Below are 15,013 nucleotides of genomic sequence, written 5' to 3'. Positions count from 1 at the left end.
GGATGAATTATACCATTAATAAATCTTAATGATAATTATTTGCATGAAAGTAATTTTTATAAAGACAAGTTGCATAAGAACAATATAAGAAACATGAAAAGCGGCATTGATCGCGGCGGGAGCAGGGCAAGGTGCTATATTAAAAAGTTATTTATTATAGCCGATTTTGTTTTTGAGCATTTGGCTGAGTCAAATTTGCCATGTTCTATAAATTTTTATTTTTTGAAAAATAAGGCTATTTCTCAATTTCACGTCTAAAGACACCTTTTTAGGAATGCCATTCACTTTGCTTAGTACAAAAAAACATAAGCAACGGTTTTTTTGTATTTGTTTGTCACCCATATCCCCCGTAAATCTAATGCTACCCCTCGGACGTGAAGTTGCCGCAGCATTATTGGTGACCTTCACTCACCGCCTATCTGTAACGCGGGGTTCTTTGGGTATATCAAACAGAATGAAATGAAAGGGGCTTAGTATGAATTTCCAACAGCTTAAAATTATTCGGGAATCAGCCCGTTGCAATTACAATCTGACCGAAGTGGCAAACACACTATTTACTTCGCAGTCCGGTGTCAGCCGGCATATCCGCGAGTTGGAAGAAGAATTAGGCATTGAGATATTCATCCGACGAGGAAAGCGGCTATTGGGGATGACTGAGCCGGGCAAAGAGTTACTGACCGTCGCGGAGCGCATGTTAAATGATGCTAATCAAATCCGCCGTCTGGCAGATGTATTTAGCAATAATGATAGTGGGCAGCTACATATAGCGACTACACATACTCAAGCGCGTTATAGCTTACCGCGAGTGATTAAAGAGTTTCGCTTGTTGTATCCGCAGGTCAAGTTGGTGATTAGCCAAGGAAACCCGCAAGAAATTACCGCGATGTTGCAATCCGGCGAGGCCGATATCGGCATTGCCACTGAATTATTGATGAGTGATGAATCTGTCGCGGCATTTCCTTATTATCGCTGGCACCACGCGATTGTGGTGCCAGAAAATCACCCATTAACACAAGAATCGAACATTACTCTGGAAACCTTGAGTACCTTGCCATTAATTACTTACCGGCAAGGAATAACTGGCCGTTCCCGTCTGGATAATGCTTTTAAAAATGCAGGATTAACCCCCGATATTGCCCTCAGCGCACAAGATTCTGATGTCATTAAAACCTATGTCGAACTGGGCATGGGCGTAGGTATTTTGGCGGATATGTCTTATGAAGCACATCGCGACAAAGGTCTGGTACGGCTCAATGCTGAGCATCTGTTTGATGCCAATACAGTATGGTTGGGGTTAAAACGGGGGCAGTTACAACGTAACTTTATCTGGTTCTTTATCCAACTCTGCAATCCAACACTTTCCCTACATGACATTAAAGAGAAAGTGTTGGCGGAAGCAGTAGATGAAGTGGTGCTTGATTACGAAATTTAGCTTATCAGTAAAATGGCCTGATGATTCTGACAAAATCGTCAGTCAAGGTCATCATTGTCCGGGGTAAATTGCACCCGTACCTCTGTCCCACCTGATTCCCGTTGGCGAATATCACAATGCCCATTCAGGCTGGCGGCTCTATCATGCATAATCATCAGGCCGTAATGATTTGGCCGCTTACTGGCTTGACCAATCCCACGGCCATTGTCGATGATTGACATGACGATATCACCTTGCTCGACCATGACGTTGACTGCGGCCTCACTGGCGCGGGCATGCTTATAAATATTATTCAGTGCTTCCCGCGCGATATTGACCATATGAATGGCTTGATGGTTAGGAACTGCATCTGGCGGTAAGTTGAAATCGAGTGTAATAGGCAAGTTGGCGCGCTCGCTGAATTCATTGACCAATGTTTGAAGTGCGGCCTGTAATGTCGCGGCATTGAGTTTCAAGCGGAAGGTGGTCAGCAACTCACGTAGTTGGCGGTAGGCAGTATTAAGTTCATCGCGCATTTGCTTAATCAATAACTTACTGGGTTCTGGCAAGTCCGGAACCTGAATTTGCAAACAGCTAATTTGTATTTTCAAACAGGAAAGTGACTGAGCGATGGAGTCATGCAGTTCGCGGGCAATGGCGGAACGCTCTTCCATAAGCAGTAATTGCTGCTGGTGTCTGGCCTGACTTTCCAGTGCCAATGTGCTGGTCAATTGCTCGACTAACATATTTACTAATTGTTGCTGATCTGAATTGAGCGGGTTCTCTGAAGGAATCTTTGCCAGTAATAAGCCATATTGACCCAACTTATCGGACAAACTCCAACTAAGAGATTCCCGTGATGCCGCACGATCCGCAACAATAGATGAACCGCTAATAGTTAATTGAGTCGGGCGATTTTGCGGCGGCAAATATTCACCATCCAAAGCATCAGTCAGTTGTGAGCGGTAAAGGTGATTTTCATACAGACAAATTTGTACATTTTCCAGCGGTGTCAGGGTTTGTAATTGCTCAATCACTGGCACCAAACGTTCACTGAGTGGCTGATGGGTATGCAACTGGCGACTACTATGATAAAGGAAAGCCAACACTTGGTTTTTCTGTTGTAAATCAGCCGTTTTCTGGACGACACGTTGCTCCAAATCACTATAAATTAATGAAAGCTCCTGCGACATGCGGTTTAATGCGGTTCCCAGCATCCCCATTTCGTCTCGCTGATAGGGTTGAGTGAAGCGCTTGCTGAAATCACCGCGGCCAATTGCGTTCGCCATCGAGATCAATTGCAGCCATGGGCGCAATAAACGGCGGCGGAGATAATAAATAGTGGCGATCATCAGCCCCAGAGTCAGCACAATGAAAACCAACTGAATCATAGTCACCAGCAATAGGCGCTGCTCGGTTTTATGGTCGATAGCGAGTACCAATGCATCCAGTTGGCGGACAAAATCGGCCACACTGGTAGCGACATCATCGGGCTGCTTAGCTCGTAGCAGTTGTGGTTTTAAGGTCGTTTGCCAGTAACGTTCAATTTGCTGGTATTGGCTAGTTAAGCCCTCCCGTTGGAGTGAAAGCTGTAAATCACTGCTGGTTTTATCTTGCTCCAGTGCCGCCAGATAGGGTAAATCCCCCTTATCTAGCGGCACCATGGAAAGCAGCCGATAACTTTGCATGCGCAGGGAACCTGCTTTATTGATTGCATGCGCATTACCTTGAATGCTTTGAGCCATCCATGACGAAATTGTCATACCCGCCAACCCCAACATGCCTAGTAGTATCATCAGTAAGGCAATCTGATTAACTAATGGAATTAGGTAACGTTTCATAAAGTGGCATTCCTTTAACCTGTAAGCGTGGCAGCCTTGCCGTGTTTAATCCCGCAATATTAGCGTTAGTGGGATTTCATACCGGCGGCTGTCATCATCATACGGAACAGCATGGAAACTGCCAATAAAGCCAGCACACTGCCGCACCAGATAAGTAGCATCCAACCGATTCTCTTCCACCACGGGGATTTTACTGGCTCAAGTGGTTGGGAAGATGATTGTGAGTTCATCATTCAGTGATAACCCTGTTCGTGATTGATTTTTCCCCTGAACACATAGTAGCTCCAGAAAGTATAAACCAGAATGATTGGGATAATAAACAGTGCGCCGACCAGCATGAATCCCAAGCTCTGTGGTGGGGCGGCTGCTTGCCATAAGGTAATTGATGGCGGAATAAGATAAGGCCAAATGCTGATACCTAATCCGCTGTAGCCCAAAAACACTAACAACAAAGTCAGCAGGAATGGGGCATAATGCCCGCCATGTTTGACGGCGCGCAGTAAAGACCCGCTTGCCAATAGCACCAATAATGGGACGGGCAGGAACCAGAAAAGATTAGGTAAGCTGAACCAACGCGCCGCAATTTGTGGGTGGCTCAGGGGTGTCCACACGCTGATAATGATAATAATGAGTAGCATCATCAATGTCAGTGGCCTTGCCAGTTTTTGCATTACTTGCTGCACATGACCGTCGGTTTTCATGATGAGCCAGGTACAGCCAAGCAGAGCATACGCAATGACCAGACCCAAGCCGCAGAACAGTGCAAAAGGGGTAAACCAATCAAATGGCCCGCCACTGTAGCTGCGCCCGGTGACTGGGAAGCCGTGAATAAATGCCCCGACTACCATGCCCTGAGTGAAAGTGGCAATCAGCGAGCCGCCAATAAAGGCTTTATCCCAGATATGCTGTTTTTCCTGGCTGGCTTTAAAACGAAACTCAAATGCAACACCACGGAAAATGAGCCCCAGCAGCATTAAAGTCAGCGGAATAGCCAGTGCATCAAGAATAACCGCGTAAGCCAGTGGGAAAGCCCCCAGTAGCGCCGCACCACCCAGCACCAGCCAGGTTTCGTTGCCATCCCAGACTGGGGCGACGCTGTTCATCATTAAGTCCCGATCCCGGCTGTTTTTAACCAGCGGGAACAGGATGCCAATCCCTAAATCAAAGCCATCCATCACCACGTACATCATGGTGCTAAAGACAATAATGACAAACCAAATCAGTGGAAGATCAATGCCCATCATGAGCTCCTATTTGGGTTATTGTCGGACGTCAATAAATCGCCATCAGCATTAAGCGGTTCACGAATTGCTGACAGAGGGCGAGCTGGCGTGGCGTGTTGACCGGGGCCACCTTTATCTTGTTGATGACCTTCATGCGCTTTTGGTCCTTTGCGGATGAGCCGCATCATATAGGCGTAACCGACACCAAAGACTGAGCCATACACCAGGATAAATATCAGCAAGCTGATGCTCATATGTATCTCACCATGGGATGAAACTGCATCACTGGTGCGCTGTAAACCATAGACAATCCACGGCTGGCGGCCCACTTCGGTGGTAAACCAGCCCGCCAGAATAGCAATCAACCCCGATGGCCCCATCCACAATACAAAATAAAGGAAGGGGCGTGACTGATACAGACCACCACGCCAACGGAGCCACAAACTCCAAAAACCGGCCAAAATCATTAACATGCCTAACCCGACCATAATGCGGAAAGACCAAAAAACAATGGTTGAGTTCGGGCGATCTTCCGGTGGGAAAGATTTCAGCGCTGGGATCTGTTTTTCCAAGCTGTGAGTCAGAATAAGACTCCCTAAATAGGGGATTTTCAGCGCGAAATGGGTTTTCTCTTGCTTCATGTCCGGCCAGCCAAACAGGATAAGCGGCGTAGGTTCACCGGGTTTATTTTCCCAGTGCCCCTCAATGGCTGCAATTTTAGCTGGTTGATATTCCAGTGTATTTAGGCCATGGGCATCACCAATAACGGCTTGCAGTGGGGCGATAATCAAGGCCATCCACATTGCCATCGACAACATTTTCCGCATCGCGGGGGTATCGCGTTTGCGCAGTAAATGCCAGGCGGCAGAAGCACCGACAAAGAATGCTGAGGCCAGAAAAGCGGCGGTCGACATGTGCAGCAAGCGGTAGGGGAAAGAGGGGTTGAATATCACTTTTAGCCAGTCAACCGGCACCACTTGCCCATTAATCACTTCAAAGCCTTGGGGCGTTTGCATCCAGCTATTGGAAGCCAATATCCAGAAGGTCGACATGAGGGTGCCCAATGCCACCATGCAGGTGGCAAAGAAATGCAAACCGGGGCCAACACGATGCCAGCCAAACAACATCACACCAAGGAAACCGGCTTCGAGGAAGAAGGCTGTCAGGACTTCATAAGTCAGCAGCGGGCCGGTGATGCTGCCTGCAAATTCAGAGAAAAAGCTCCAGTTAGTGCCAAACTGGTAGGCCATCACCAGACCAGACACGACCCCCATACCAAAGTTGACGGCAAAGATTTTTGACCAGAAATGGTAAAGATCGCGGTAATCCTCATTTTTGGTTTTTAGCCATAAACCTTCGAGCACCGCTAGAAAGCTGGCCAGCCCAATAGTGATCGCTGGGAAGATGATATGGAACGAAATGGTGAAAGCGAATTGGATCCTGGCCAACTCGAGAGCGGTTAAGCCAAACATAGCGACCTCGCTGTAAACATGGTACTGCCTCATCAATCTAGAAAATAAATCGCGCCATATTGATTATTCGGGAGAGCTGCAACGGGCGATTATTTCGGGTGTAAACTTGGCAGTTAGTTAACCATAAGTTAAAGTGGCTATAATAGTGACAATTAATTCAATCTTACCTATAACAGTTGGTCTATGACGCGATATGAACAGTTAGCGCAACAAATTCGGGCGCAAATACAATCCAAGGTCTGGCAAGCGGGCGACAAACTGCCTTCATTGCGAGAAAGTTGTAAGCAATCGGGGTTAAGCTTAATGACCGTGGTGCAGTCTTATCAGTTATTGGAAAGTCAGGGCTGGATCGTGGCGCGCCCGCAATCGGGATATTATGTTGCTTCGCGTCCGACCCAATTGCCTCAGCCACAGCGCGGCAAAAAACTGCATCTGGATGAGCAGGTAGACATTAATACCTTTATTTTTGATGTGCTACAGGCGGGAAAAGATCCCGCCATAATACCTTTGGGTTCTGCATTTCCAGACCCGAGTTTATTGCTGCAACCCCGCTTGTCACGTGCACTAGCCAGTGTCGCGCGCAAAATATCACCACAAAGCTCAATGACTAACTTACCGCCGGGCAATGAAAGTTTACGGCGCAATATTGCTCAGCGTTATGCCGCTAGTGGGATGAATGTTTCACCGGAGGAAATTGTGATTACCGCCGGTGCGATGGAGTCGCTTAGCCTTAGTTTACAGGCGGTTACGCAACCCGGAGATTGGGTAGTGATTGAGTCGCCAGCATTTTATGGTGCATTGCAGGCCATTGAACGCTTGCGCTTAAAAGCCATCGCCATTACCACACACCCGCAGCAGGGGATGGATCTCGATGCGCTTGAGCAGGTCATCAGTCAGTACCCCATCAAAGCTTGTTGGTTAATGACGCATTTCCAGAATCCGCTAGGTTGCACTATGTCTTGGCCACAGAAAAAACGGCTGGTGGGTTTGCTGCAACAAAATAATATCTCGCTGATTGAAGATGATGTTTATGGCGAATTGTATTTCGGCGCTGAGCGCCCGTTGCCGGCCAAAGCCCTCGATCAACACCGGCAAATTTTGCATTGCTCCTCTTTTTCTAAATGTTTGGCTCCGGGGTTTCGCGTCGGCTGGGTCGCGGCAGGTGAACACGCGCAGCGGGTGCAACATTTGCAATTGATGAGTACGGTTTCCGCCAGTGTTCCGACCCAGTTAGCCATTGCCGATTATCTCAGCCAAGGGGGGTACGATACTCACCTGCGCCGTTTGCGCCGCATCATGGAACAGCGGCTCAATGCACTGCGCCAGGCAGTGGTGGAGCACTTTCCCAAGAATGTTAAAATCAGTCACCCCGCAGGGGGATATTTCTTATGGCTGGAGCTGGAACCGCCTTTCAATGCCAGTGAGTTATACCAGCGAGCACTGGCGCTGGGGGTCAGTATTGCACCGGGGAGAATGTTCACCACCGGCCAGCAATTTGATCACTGTTTTCGTTTGAATGCTTCATTTGCCTGGTCGGAACAAAGTGAAAAGGCCATTCGCATTTTGGCTATGTTGATAATTCAACTGACCTGTGGTGATGATAGCCGCTCGCGTTAGCCCGGCCACCTTTCCTCAATACTCTGCTTTTCAATACAATCAAGGCTTCTCAATACAATCAGACAGGCGGCTCCAGAAAATGGAGCCATAGCCACATTTTCTTCTGCTGAAATGACCGCTTTATTTTTACTTTCGCTATTGTGATAAGTAAACGTGTTATGCATAAACGGCTTAATCCCACACTTCTTACCCACTTATTCAACAGTAGAAATGCACTTAATTGATGCGCTCAATGCTCATTTATAGGGCGCTAAGAATATCTATTGTTGATTTTATGTTGCCAAAGTGTGATCTGACAGAGCAAAAATCAAAATTGGCATTGAATGCATATAATTTCGAGTGAAACCCACGGGATAGGCCAATTTAGCCGATTAATACAGTATGAATGCTGGCTATTTGCATAATTATGCATTTTAAATATTTGTTTTAATGGGAATTAAACATTTTATTCACATTGTAGTCGGTGTGGCACGAAAGCTGCTCTACACTTTATGTCAGGTGAATATATTTCATTCTTCATTATTTCCAGAATAAGAGATTTTGTTGGGTGGCAAAGTGGTTCCTCACGACAAGTTTCTCATCCTTATTTACGCTGATTAAAGAGGTCTCTATGGAACAGCCAATCCCGGTTACCCGACAGTCTTTTGATGAATGGATAGTCCCGACCTATGCTCCGGCAGATTTTATTGTGGTACGTGGTGAAGGGGCATTGTTGTGGGATCAGCAGGGTAAATCTTATATCGATTTTGCCGGGGGTATTGCTGTCAATGCCTTGGGGCATGGGCATCCTGCCGTGAAAGCTGCATTGATTGAGCAAGCAGACAAAGTATGGCATTTGGGCAATGGCTATACCAATGAGCCGGTACTGCGTCTGGCGAAGCAATTGATTGATGCCACCTTCGCCGAGAAAGTGTTTTTTTGTAACTCAGGGGCTGAAGCCAATGAAGCGGCGCTGAAACTGGCACGCAAATATGCATTGGATAATTTTGCCAATAAACCGGGGCAACAGGGTGAAAAGAATCAGATTGTCGCCTTTAGAAACGCGTTTCATGGCCGGACACTCTTTACTGTCTCGGCGGGCGGGCAGCCGAAATACTCACAGGATTTTGCTCCGTTACCGGGTGGAATTAGCCACGGTATTTTCAATGATCTGGCCTCTGCTGAGGCGCTAATCAATGACCAAACCTGTGCGGTGATTGTCGAACCGATTCAGGGTGAGGGCGGTGTGTTACCCGCAGAAACCGAGTTTCTACATGGCCTGCGGGCATTGTGCGATCGCCATAATGCCTTACTGATTTTTGATGAAGTACAAACCGGGGTGGGCCGCACCGGCGAGCTGTATGCCTATATACATTATGGCGTCACGCCTGATGTCCTGACCAGCGCTAAAGCCCTCGGCGGTGGGTTCCCCATTGCGGCGATGTTGACCACCACAAAATATGCCAGTGCCCTGAATGTGGGGAGCCACGGGACAACTTACGGCGGTAACCCGTTGGCGTGTGCGGTTGCGGGAACTGTTTTATCCCTCATCAATACTCCTGAGGTACTGGCGGGTGTGAAAGAAAGGCATCAGTGGTTTTTAGAGGGGTTGGCAGAGATTAATGCTCGCCACAAGGTTTTCGTCGAAATCCGTGGGCGCGGTTTATTGATTGGCTGCGTGCTCAACAGTGATTACGCCGGTAAGTCTAAAGACATCATTCAGGCCGCCGCTCAACATGGGCTAATCGCCTTGATTGCTGGCCCTGATGTGGTGCGCTTTGCGCCGTCACTGATTATTTCACGACAGGATATTAAAGAGGGGTTAGCCCGACTTGCTCTGGGTATTGAGCAGGTTTGTCGTAAGGCTAAGCCGTAACACATAAGCCGTAACACATAAGCCGTAACACTTCGGCAGTCAGCAAGGACCTTGAATATGATGAGAGTTCGCCCGGTAGAGCGCCGTGATTTAGCCGATATCTTTGAGTTGGCTGGAAAAACCGGCGTTGGCATGACCTCACTGCCGCAAAATGAGCAGCATCTCGAAGCGAGAATCGAGCGTGCATTGAATACCTGGCAAGGTTCTTTGGCGGTAGGTGAACAGGGTTATCTGTTTGTGTTGGAAGATACTGAGCGGGATAAAGTCGTAGGGGTCAGCGCCATTGAAGTGGCCGTGGGAATGAATGACCCTTGGTATAACTTCCGCGTGGGGACTCTGGTTCACGCCTCCAAAACGCTCAATGTGTACAAATCAGTCCCGACCCTATTCTTGAGCAATGACCACACTGGCTACAGCGAACTCTGCACTCTGTTTCTTGATCCTGAATATCGTAAGGATAAAAACGGCCCTTTCTTATCAAAAGTCCGCTTTCTGTTTATTGCCGCATTTCGTCAGTTTTTCTCCCGCAAAGTGATCGCCGAGATGCGCGGTTACACCGATGAGCAGGGGCGTTCGCCATTTTGGGAAAACGTTGGCCGCCACTTTTTCGCTATCGAATTCGCTAAAGCGGATTATTTGAGTGGGACGGGGCAAAAAGCATTTATTGCTGAATTGATGCCAAAACACCCGTTGTATGTGGATTTCCTGGCCGAGGAAGCCCGTGCGGTGATAGGTCAGGTTCACCCCCACACTGCACCTGCGCGGGCGGTTCTGGAGACTGAAGGCCTGCAATATCAAGGGTATGTCGATATCTTTGATGGTGGCCCGACATTGGAAGCCAGTATTGATGAAGTGCGGGCGGTGCGTGATAGCAGCCAACGAAAAGTCGTTATCGATGATAGCGATATTGACCCAACTGGCACCGCTTATTTAGTGACCAATGACAGTTACCAATATTTCCGCGCAATATTGATTCACACCCATCTATCAGACGAATTGCTGCATTTAACCACTGAAAATGCAGCCGCACTGGGGGTCATCGCCGGTGATTCGGTTCGGATAATTAGCCTTTTTGCACCGGAGACAAGAAAATGACCCATCCAGCACTGTTTATTCAGGGGAAATGGCGCACTGGCAAAGGTGCTCATTTCGACAAACATGACCCTATGGATCAGCAATTATTATGGCAAGCGCGTGCCGCTGACAGCACAGATGTTGCCGCCGCCTGTAGTGCGGCGCGCGATGCTTTCCCAGCTTGGGCACGGACGCCACTGGAACAGCGGGTGGCCATTGTTCAACGTTTTGCCGCATTACTTGAACAACATAAACAGCCATTGGCGCGCACCATTAGCCTGGAAACCAGTAAACCACACTGGGAAACCCTGACAGAAGTGCAGGCCATGGTGGGCAAAGTGGCCATTTCATTGCAAGCCTATCAAACCCGCACCGGCAGCAGCCAAACCCCGATGGCGGATGGCGTTTCAGTGCTACGGCACCGGCCGCATGGCGTGTTGGCAGTATTTGGCCCTTATAACTTCCCCGGACATTTACCGAATGGGCATATTGTCCCTGCATTGTTAGCGGGCAACACGGTGGTGTTTAAACCCAGTGAGCTGACCCCGGTGACAGCAGAAGAAACCGTCAAATTATGGCAATCGGCAGGTATTCCTGATGGCGTGCTCAATTTAGTGCAGGGCGGGCGAGAAACCGGCGAAGCACTGGCGGCTCAACCTGATATTGATGGCTTGCTGTTTACCGGCAGCGCCAATACCGGTTACCACTTGCATCAAAAACTGGCCGGTCAGCCAGAGAAAATTTTGGCGCTGGAGATGGGCGGAAATAATGCGCTGATCATCGAGCAAGTGAAAGACTGTGATGCGGCAGTCAACCTCGCGATTCAGTCTGCGTTTATCTCCGCCGGTCAGCGCTGTACCTGCTCGCGCCGCCTGTTAGTTAAACGCGGTGAGCAAGGTGATGCATTTTTACAGCGTTTTGTGGCGGTAGCTAAAGCGCTGCGTATCGGGCGCTGGGATAGTCAACCGGCTCCTTTTATGGGGGCGGTGATTTCCGCTCAGGCGGCTGAAAAAATGCTGGTAGCTCAACAACATCTGCTGGCATTAGGGGGGCAATCCTTATTGACCATGACTCGCCCCGATAGCCAAAGCGCCGTTTTAACACCGGGTATTATTGATATCACCGGCCTCAGTGAGGCCCCTGATGAAGAATATTTTGGCCCGCTGGTGAGTGTGATTCGCTATACCGATTTTAGTGAGGCACTAAAAATAGCGAATCAAACCCGATTCGGTTTAGCCATTGGTTTGGTTTCAGAGGACAGAGAACAGTTCGATCAACTGCTCTTGGAGGCGCGTGCGGGTATTGTTAACTGGAATAAACCGTTGACGGGAGCCTCTAGCGCAGCTCCCTTTGGTGGGATCGGGGCTTCAGGGAATCATCGACCAAGTGCATTTTACGCCGCTGATTACTGTGCCTGGCCGATGGCGTCACTCGAAAGTGAAAGCTTGACGCTGCCAGCTACCTTGTCACCGGGGATTTCTTTCGATTTACCTGATTAACTCATTTACCTGATTAGCCCTACGACATAATGAGAACATAGGCGCGAGCGGAGAATACGATGGCAGGATATGAAGTGAACTTCGATGGATTGGTTGGGCTGACCCATCACTATGCGGGATTGTCTTTTGGCAATGAAGCCTCTGCCAAACATCAAAATGCACTCTCCAACCCGAAGCTAGCGGCAAAACAGGGTTTGCTGAAAATGAAAACGCTGGCTGATTTAGGGTACAAGCAGGGCATATTGCCACCGCAGGAGCGCCCCGCGCTAGGTTTTTTACGCCAACTTGGGTTCAGTGGTTCAGATGAACAAGTCTTGAGTGAAGTTGCTCGTAAATCTCCGCGCCTATTGTCGGCGGTGAGTTCAGCATCATCTATGTGGACGGCGAATGCGGCGACAGTCTCACCCTCCGCTGACAGTGCTGATGGCCGGGTTCATTTTACTGTCGCAAACTTGAATAATAAATTTCATCGGGCCATTGAGACCAATACAACGTCAGCAATATTAAAAAGTATTTTCAATAACCATCGTCATTTTGTGCATCACGATGCTTTGCCTTCGGTTGAGTTATTTGGCGATGAGGGCGCGGCAAACCATAACCGTCTGGGAGGCGAATATGACCACCCCGCGATCCAGGTCTTTGTTTATGGTCGTCAAGGGCTTGAGAGCGGAATAGCACCTAGCCGATATCCTGCCCGGCAAACATTGGAGGCCAGCGAGGCCGTGGCGCGATTACATCTGTTAGATCCTGACCGGGCTGTTTTTATTCAGCAAAATCCAGCGGTTATCGATCAAGGGGTATTCCACAACGATGTTATCGCGGTCAGTAATCAAAACGTGTTATTCCACCACCAATACGCATTCGTGCCCGATATTCAGGTAATGGATAGTTTGCGCCGCAAGATGGCGCGAATTGAGCAACAGCTAATCACCATTGAAGTGCCTGCTGCGCAAGTTTCTGTCGGACAAGCGGTATCGACCTATCTGTTTAACAGCCAATTGTTGAATAAACTCAATGGCAAGATGCTGCTGGTAATCCCACAAGAATCACAAGAAAACCCAGCGGTGTGGGGATATCTATCTGAACTGATAAATAGCGGCGGCCCAATTGATGAAGTTAGAGTTTTTGACCTGCGCGAAAGTATGCACAATGGTGGTGGGCCGGCCTGTTTGCGCTTGCGTGTCGCGCTAAATGAAACAGAGTTGGCGGCGGTGAATAGCCGAGTGATGATGACTCCGGCCTTGTTTGTAGCGCTGAATAATTGGGTCGATAAATATTATCGCGATCGTTTGCAATTTAAGGATTTAGCAGACCCGCAGTTATTGCAAGAAGGGCGACAAGCATTGGACGAATTGACGAAAATACTTAACCTTGGCTCAATATATCCGTTCCAGAATCATTAATAAAAACAAAGCTATTAACCAACAAACCAGTCATCCATCGGCATGCACCATAAGAAACTATAAGTCAATGGAAGGAGCGATGATGCTAGATTTTTTGTCTGCCACACTCTCGGGAAATCCACCACAGGTTACCGGCGGTGAAACTCCCAATCTTAAATGGCACTGGCTGGATGAGGGGGTGTTGATGCTGATACCCCACGGCAGTTATTCACAGTCAGTGGTGTTATCGGCAGGTATTCATGGAAATGAAACGGCTCCGATTGAGATTCTAAACCAATTGGTCTCAGATCTATTAGCAGGCAAATTTCCTTTGGCAATACGTTTGTTGGTCATATTAGGCAATCCACCGGCTATCAGGGCCGGAAAACGCTATCTCACTGCCGATATCAATCGCATGTTCGGTGGGCGTCATCAAAATTACTCACCTATTGATGAGGCTAGGCGGGCTGAAACTCTTGAACAAAGGGTGGGCGAGTTTTTTGCCGCCGACTTACAATCCACACGGCTACATTATGATTTACACACGGCGATTCGCGGTTCTTATCATACTCGATTTGGTTTATTACCTTATCAAACCACGCCGTATTCAGCGACCATGTTGCGCTGGTTAAAAGATAGTGAGCTAGAGGCATTAGTCATGCACTCCGCCGCAGGGGGGACTTTCGCCCACTTTAGTAGTGAATTTTGTCAGGCGGCAAGTTGCACTCTGGAATTAGGTAAAGCGCTGCCCTTTGGGGAGAATCAACTCGAACAATTTAGTTCTATCATCACTGGTTTGCGCGCATTGGCCGGTGGTAGACAGCTGCCGGGGCGTTCTAGCGGGGCAATAATATTCTACCGCGTGGTGAAATCACTGTTTAAGCAGCATGCAGATTTTAAACTGTGGGTGGCGGATGACACAGTGAATTTCACTCGCTATACGCAAGGGACATTGCTGGCAGAACAACTTAGTGAACATTATTGCGTTGAACATGAATACGAATGGATCTTGTTCCCGAATCCTGGGGTTGCGTTGGGGTTACGTGCTGGGATCATGTTGGTGCAGATGGATGAGAGTGAATTAAAAAAATATAAATAAGGGCATATTACTAATACCGCCCTCGATAGTTACGCAGGGTAATATCACTTATGGGCGTTCAACTTAAGTTAAATTTAAAGTGATATGTCGGTTTTGATATTCAAAAAAGCTAACTATTAACATCAATAGCTCACTTTTCATTCACCAAATAAGAAAATATCTTATTCCATTTGCTATAAGTAATATGTCGTTTATTAAAACCCATCAAATTAACAAGCATACTAAACCCCTACTTTCTATAAACCTATCAAAGTCATTTATGTTTTTTTCTTTGTTGCACCAAATTGGATATTAAACCCTTTATTTATTGTGTTTTAAATAGTCCATAAATTGCTTTGAATATATAAAAAATAGAATAGGAGTGTGATATCAACTCCATTTTACAAATCTAATTACTCAAAAGAACAAAAAAGAAACAAATTGAAATGACTTTGCACCAAAATGGTGCCAATGCACTCTTTTAGTTATATATAATTACCTAAAAATAAAGTTAATCAAAGGGTTATGGAAAGTTCCATAAAAAATATTCTGTTACAATTA

At 47.6% G+C, this 15,013-nt stretch carries 12 protein-coding genes; 7 read left to right on the top strand and 5 right to left on the bottom strand.

The annotated features are described in order from the left end of the window. The first annotated feature begins 475 nt into the window (after window positions 1-475). Window positions 476-1,432, top strand: a complete 957-nt coding sequence (gene cbl, locus OVO64_RS04940; protein WP_038633526.1) for an HTH-type transcriptional regulator Cbl — start codon at window positions 476-478, stop codon at window positions 1,430-1,432. Window positions 1,433-1,470: 38 nt separating this feature from the next. On the opposite strand, the gene narX is transcribed toward cbl, so the two are convergent. The 4 genes from narX to OVO64_RS04920 all read right to left on the bottom strand — a co-directional run bounded on the left by narX (window position 1,471) and on the right by OVO64_RS04920 (window position 5,947). After that, entirely contained in the window at window positions 1,471-3,252 is a 1,782-nt protein-coding gene (narX, locus tag OVO64_RS04935; RefSeq protein ID WP_038633525.1) for a nitrate/nitrite two-component system sensor histidine kinase NarX, read from the bottom strand. Window positions 3,253-3,317: 65 nt separating this feature from the next. Further along, window positions 3,318-3,485: a DUF2474 domain-containing protein gene (locus tag OVO64_RS04930; protein ID WP_071841726.1), complete on the bottom strand. Its 168-nt coding sequence runs from the start codon at window positions 3,483-3,485 to the stop codon at window positions 3,318-3,320. Then, the gene (gene cydB / locus OVO64_RS04925) at window positions 3,486-4,493 is read right to left on the bottom strand and encodes a cytochrome d ubiquinol oxidase subunit II (protein ID WP_038633523.1); all 1,008 of its coding nucleotides are present in this window, start codon (window positions 4,491-4,493) and stop codon (window positions 3,486-3,488) included. It abuts the gene before it with no gap. Beyond that, on the bottom strand, window positions 4,493-5,947 hold the full coding sequence (locus OVO64_RS04920; protein WP_038633520.1) for a cytochrome ubiquinol oxidase subunit I: 1,455 nt from the start codon (window positions 5,945-5,947) through the stop codon (window positions 4,493-4,495). The genes cydB and OVO64_RS04920 overlap by 1 nt, the downstream gene beginning before the upstream one ends. A 183-nt stretch (window positions 5,948-6,130) precedes the next feature. Between OVO64_RS04920 and OVO64_RS04915 the strand changes: the two genes are divergently transcribed. Continuing rightward, on the top strand, window positions 6,131-7,564 hold the full coding sequence (locus OVO64_RS04915; protein WP_267248643.1) for a PLP-dependent aminotransferase family protein: 1,434 nt from the start codon (window positions 6,131-6,133) through the stop codon (window positions 7,562-7,564). Here OVO64_RS04915 and OVO64_RS04910 read toward each other — a convergent pair. Next, complete coding sequence (locus OVO64_RS04910) at window positions 7,561-7,728, bottom strand: hypothetical protein (RefSeq protein ID WP_158503144.1); 168 nt, start codon at window positions 7,726-7,728, stop codon at window positions 7,561-7,563. The genes OVO64_RS04915 and OVO64_RS04910 overlap by 4 nt on opposite strands. Window positions 7,729-8,174: 446 nt before the next feature. Between OVO64_RS04910 and OVO64_RS04905 the strand changes: the two genes are divergently transcribed. The 5 genes from OVO64_RS04905 (at window position 8,175) to astE (ending at window position 14,473) form a co-directional block, all read left to right on the top strand. Next, window positions 8,175-9,419 carry an aspartate aminotransferase family protein gene (locus OVO64_RS04905; protein ID WP_038633514.1) on the top strand — a complete coding sequence of 415 codons (1,245 nt, stop codon included), beginning with the start codon at window positions 8,175-8,177 and terminating at the stop codon, window positions 9,417-9,419. A 57-nt stretch (window positions 9,420-9,476) separates the two neighbouring features. Beyond that, complete coding sequence (gene astA / locus OVO64_RS04900) at window positions 9,477-10,514, top strand: arginine N-succinyltransferase (RefSeq protein WP_038633511.1); 1,038 nt, start codon at window positions 9,477-9,479, stop codon at window positions 10,512-10,514. After that, window positions 10,511-11,992 (top strand): succinylglutamate-semialdehyde dehydrogenase, encoded by a 1,482-nt coding sequence (gene astD, locus OVO64_RS04895; RefSeq protein ID WP_038633508.1) that lies wholly within the window; start codon window positions 10,511-10,513, stop codon window positions 11,990-11,992. Before astA ends, astD begins: the two co-directional genes overlap by 4 nt. 59 nt (window positions 11,993-12,051) lie before the next feature. Then, the gene (astB, locus tag OVO64_RS04890; protein ID WP_038633505.1) at window positions 12,052-13,395 is read left to right on the top strand and encodes an N-succinylarginine dihydrolase; all 1,344 of its coding nucleotides are present in this window, start codon (window positions 12,052-12,054) and stop codon (window positions 13,393-13,395) included. A gap of 82 nt (window positions 13,396-13,477) precedes the next feature. Beyond that, window positions 13,478-14,473, top strand: a complete 996-nt coding sequence (gene astE / locus OVO64_RS04885; protein WP_145509707.1) for a succinylglutamate desuccinylase — start codon at window positions 13,478-13,480, stop codon at window positions 14,471-14,473. Window positions 14,474-15,013 lie beyond the last annotated feature (540 nt).

This window comes from Yersinia sp. Marseille-Q5920 (assembly GCF_946902935.1).
GTDB classification, from domain to species: domain Bacteria; phylum Pseudomonadota; class Gammaproteobacteria; order Enterobacterales; family Enterobacteriaceae; genus Yersinia; species Yersinia rochesterensis.
This window is presented reverse-complemented; position numbering and strand designations above follow the sequence as displayed.